Here is a 4,404-nt window from a genome sequence, read left to right as displayed (position 1 = left end):
AGATCACAGGAGAGCTGGATGAAGCGTTGTTCGAAGAGGCGCTGCAGCGGGTGGTGCGGCGGCATGAAGCGCTGCGCACGGTGTTCCTCGAAGGGGAAGACGGACCGCGGCAGATGGTTTTGAAGGAAGCGGCGGTGCGGCTTGCGGTGGAAGATGTGCGGGAGCTTTCGGAAGAAGAGCGGCATGCCTACGTGCAGGAGCAAATCCGGCAGAGCGAGCAGGTGCCCTTTGATTTGGGGCAAGGGCCATTAATGCGAGCGAAGCTGTATCGGCTGGATGAACAGACGTTCCGGCTGTACGCATGCCTGCACCACATCGTGACGGACGGATGGAGCATACAGCGGCTGCAGCGGGAATGGATGGATACGTACGGGAAGTTGTTGCATAGCGATGCGGTGGACGGGGAAGCGCCAAAGCTGCGGTACGTGGACTACGCGGAGTGGCAGACGAGAGAGTTGGAGGAAGGCCGGTGGTCGGAGGAAGAGGCTTATTGGTTGGAGACCTTGGCCAAACCGCTGCCGAATCTGGAGCTGCCGATGGATTACGCACGGCCGGAAACGCAAACGTACGCCGGGGATACGGTGAAGCTGGAGATTCCACGGGAGTCGGCTAAGAGGTTAAAGGAGCTGGCGAAGCAGGAAGACATGTCGCTGTTCATGGTGCTGCTGACGGCGTACCTGATTGTGCTGCACCGTTTGACTCAGCAGGAAGATCTCATCGTCGGCACGCCGATTGCCGGACGGATGAATCGAAGCTTGGAGGAGGTGCTGGGCTTTTTCGCCAACACGCTGGCGATCCGGGTGAAGCTTGCGGGCAACCAGACGGTGAAGGAGCTGCTGCAAGCTGTGAAGGCGCAATGTTTAGGCGTGTACGAGCATCAGGCGTATCCGTTCGACGTGCTGATCGAGAAGCTCAATCCCGAGCGTTCCCTCAGCCAATCGCCGGTTTTCAGCACCATGCTGAGCTACCATGAATTCAACATGGTCAAGGAAAGCAACGGGCTGCAGATCATGCCTGTTAGCGAGAATATCCCCGTTGCGAGCAAGTTTGATCTCACCGTCAACGTCCAAGAGAAGCAAGACGCGCTTCAACTGGAACTGGATTACAACAAAGATTTGTTCCGGCGGGAGACGGCTGGCCGATTCCTCGAAATGCTCGCACTTGCATGCGAACGGCTGGCGGATCCGGGCGGAGTCGTCGGCAGTTTGGATATTTTGCCTTCATCCGACCGCCTATTGCTGGAGCGCGCGAATGATACCTCCGTTCAAACAGAGGCAGGCACCATTAACGAGCGGTTCTCGCTAATCGCACGCAAGTATCCGGAGCGGATCGCGCTTTCTATGAACGAAACCGTGTTGACGTATGCGGAGCTTGATGCCAAGTCCAATCAAGTGGCCAATGTGCTTCTTGAGCGCGGCTTGCGCAAGGGTGACTTTGTCGCAATCCTGCTGCATCGGTCGCCCGAATTCGTCATTTCTCTGCTCGGCGCGATTAAAGCGGGAGGGGCGTACGTGCCGATCGACCCGGATTATCCGGCAGAACGCATCGGGTACATGGTTGCCGACAGCCAGTCCGCTTTCCTGCTGACCGAGAGCGCCAACGCGGAATTGCTGGAAAGGGTCGCTGCTACGGAAGATTCATCCACGAACAAACAATTGAATAAAAACGTGGTCTATGTGGATCAAATCGAGGATCATGCGAATACGGGCAAGCCGCAAGGGGACGTTTGCGGAACGGATTTGGCCTACATGATATACACTTCGGGTTCGACCGGAAGACCGAAAGGAACCATGATCACCCACCAAGGGGTTATGAATTTAACACACTGGCTGGTTGAGCAGTTTGGTTTTTGCGACCGTGATACGGTTTTGCAATTCGCCTCCTTCAGCTTCGACGCTTCCGTGGTGGAATGGATATCCGCGCTCTTAAGCGGCGGAAGGCTTCATCTGCTCTCATCTTCCGAGAGACTTTCCGTTCAGGAATTTGCCGCAGCAGTCGAGCGTTCACAAGCGACTTGCGCTATGTTCCTTCCACCGGTGTTCTTTAAACAGATCGCCGATCTTCTGGATGACGGTGATGCGTCGAAGCTTGCTTCCTTGCGCTATGTAACCGTCGGGGGAGATATGGTTCTGGCGGAGACGATCCGCGCCTGGCAGCGCAGGTTTGGAACGCGCATTAGGCTTGGCAACGGATACGGTCCCACGGAGTGTACGGTTGTGACGTGCTATTGCGACATCCCCGATTTGATCGGTGAGCAGGCGAGCTTCATCCCCATCGGCAGTCCACTGCCGAATTATCAAGCACACGTGCTGAACGAACAGCTGCAGCCGTGTCCGGTAGGCGTTCCCGGAGAGCTTTACGTCGATACAGTCGGTATTGCTAAAGGCTACTGGAACCAGCCGGAGAAAACCGCCGAGGCATTCATCCCGAATCCTTTTGCCAAGACGCCTGGTGTGAAGCTCTATAAAACCGGAGATATCGTCAAATGGCTGCCAAACGGTCAACTGGTTTGCTTGGGACGGAAGGATTCGCAGATCAAAGTGCGCGGCTTCCGCATCGAACTGAGTGAAATCGAGAACAGATTGCAGCAGCTCGAGGGAATCGAACAAAGTGCGGTAACGGTTCGAAAGAGCGGGGAAGGCGAAAGCAGACTGTTTGCTTTCTATACCTGTGCCGCGGAGAACCTTCTATCCGAAGAGTTTGTGCGTGCTTATTTGAAGCGGACGCTGCCCATCTTCATGATCCCTCATGTGATCGCCCTCCTGAATGAAATGCCGCTCTTGCCCAACGGTAAAATCAACCGCAAGGCGTTGGACTTGGTGGAGATTTCTCCGCAAACGGAGAGCTACCAAGCCCCGCGCAACGAGACGGAAAACAGGCTGGCCCGCATCTGGGAGATGTGCTTGAAGCATGAGCCTGTCGGCATCCACGACAATTTCTTTGCCATCGGCGGGGATTCCATTGTCAGTTTGCAGGTAACGGCAAGATGCATTCAAGCGGGACTGCCGCTGCGTACGCACGATATTTTCCGGCACCAGACGGTTGGGGAACTGGCAGGTATTCTAGATGAACGCCTGGTAGAAGCGGCGGCATTAGCGGCGTCAGCAGGAAACGCCTTATCTGCCGAGCAAGATCTTGCCTCTGCGCCGTTCTCATGGCCGCAAGCGCCTGCTCATACGCTGGGACCGGTACAGGAATGGATTTTCACACAGCCTGACTTCAATAAAGATTTCTATTTCTTCCCGCTGAACATCCGGATCGAAAAGGCTTTGGATCCGCACAAAATGGCGAAAGCCATCCGCATGCTGGCGGCTCGCCACGAGATGCTGCGGGCAAACGTGGTTATCGAAGAAGGACTGCCGAAATGGCATGTTTACCCTATCGGAACCGAACCTGATGTTCACATTGTGGACATATCCAACTTTGGTGAAAAGGAACAAGAAGCGGAGTTGAGCCGGCTTGAGCTAAGTTTGAAACGGGAAATCGCCTTAGCCCGAGGGCTGCTATTCAAAGGGGCGGTCGTTCAATTGAGTGACCAATCGTACCAGATCATGCTGCTTGTCCATCACTTCGTATTCGATGCCGTCAGCCAACGGATCGCGGCAGCCGATCTGATTGAATTTTACGAGAAATTAGCGCGCGGCGAGCAACCCGATGTGCAGCCGGCAGGCGCCTCGTTCCTCCAATGGCTGTCTATTGCCAGAGCGTTCATCAACTCTCCCCACGGGGAAGAAGCGCTGAACTACTGGGGGCAGATGGTAGAAAGAATGCGATCTTCCAAAGGAATCTCTTTTATTGAAGCAGGAGGAGATGAAAGGGATAAGCTCCAAAACTACCGGAATTTCACGGCGGTCATTGACGAAGCGGCAACGGCACGGCTGCTGAAGGCAAGCGGTGGCGATGGCAAACTGGAGACGAAGCACATTTTGCTTAGCTCCGCCGTTAGAGCGGTTGCCGCCTGGACGGGACGGAACCAGGTCCTGATCAATTGCGAAGGCCATGGCCGGAATTTGCTGCACGAGGATTATTATGCCGATTTGTCCCGAACAGTTGGCTGGTTTACCAGCATGTATCCCTTTGCTTTCAAAGTCCGCCGGGAACAAAGCGCCTATGCGAACGCCGTGATGGTCCGGGATGCACTGAGCAAATCCCGCAAGGCGGCGCGACCTTCGGCATGCTTCGCTGCTGGCGCGACGATGATGCAGGTGAGCGGCTTCTGAGCGGGTATCGCGACCCTGACATTTGGTATAACTACTTGGGCCAATTCGATAATGTTAGAGCGTTCGCCGAGCAGTGGAAGGTAACTGGTCCTGCGGCAGAAAACAACGATCCCCAAAGCAAAGCGCCCTATAAACTTCTGATCACCAGCAGTATCCATCAAGGCAAGCTTCACTTAAATATCAA

At 55.1% G+C, this 4,404-nt stretch carries 2 protein-coding genes; both read left to right on the top strand.

Annotation, left to right across the window (positions count from 1 at the left end; all coding sequences use genetic code 11):
- Nucleotides 1-4,220, top strand: a 4,220-nt coding sequence (locus tag TJ79_RS16750) for a non-ribosomal peptide synthetase (RefSeq protein WP_052339682.1), incomplete at its 5' end; no start/stop codon positions are given.
- The coding region (locus TJ79_RS28220; protein ID WP_040951496.1) for a hypothetical protein at nt 4,175-4,404 on the top strand (230 nt) is incomplete at its 3' end. The genes TJ79_RS16750 and TJ79_RS28220, both read left to right, overlap by 46 nt.

It is taken from the genome of Gorillibacterium massiliense (assembly GCF_000455485.1).
Lineage (GTDB): Bacteria > Bacillota > Bacilli > Paenibacillales > NBRC-103111 > Gorillibacterium > Gorillibacterium massiliense.
The sequence above is the reverse complement of the archived record's forward strand: the minus strand, read 5'-3'. Positions and strand labels throughout refer to the sequence as shown.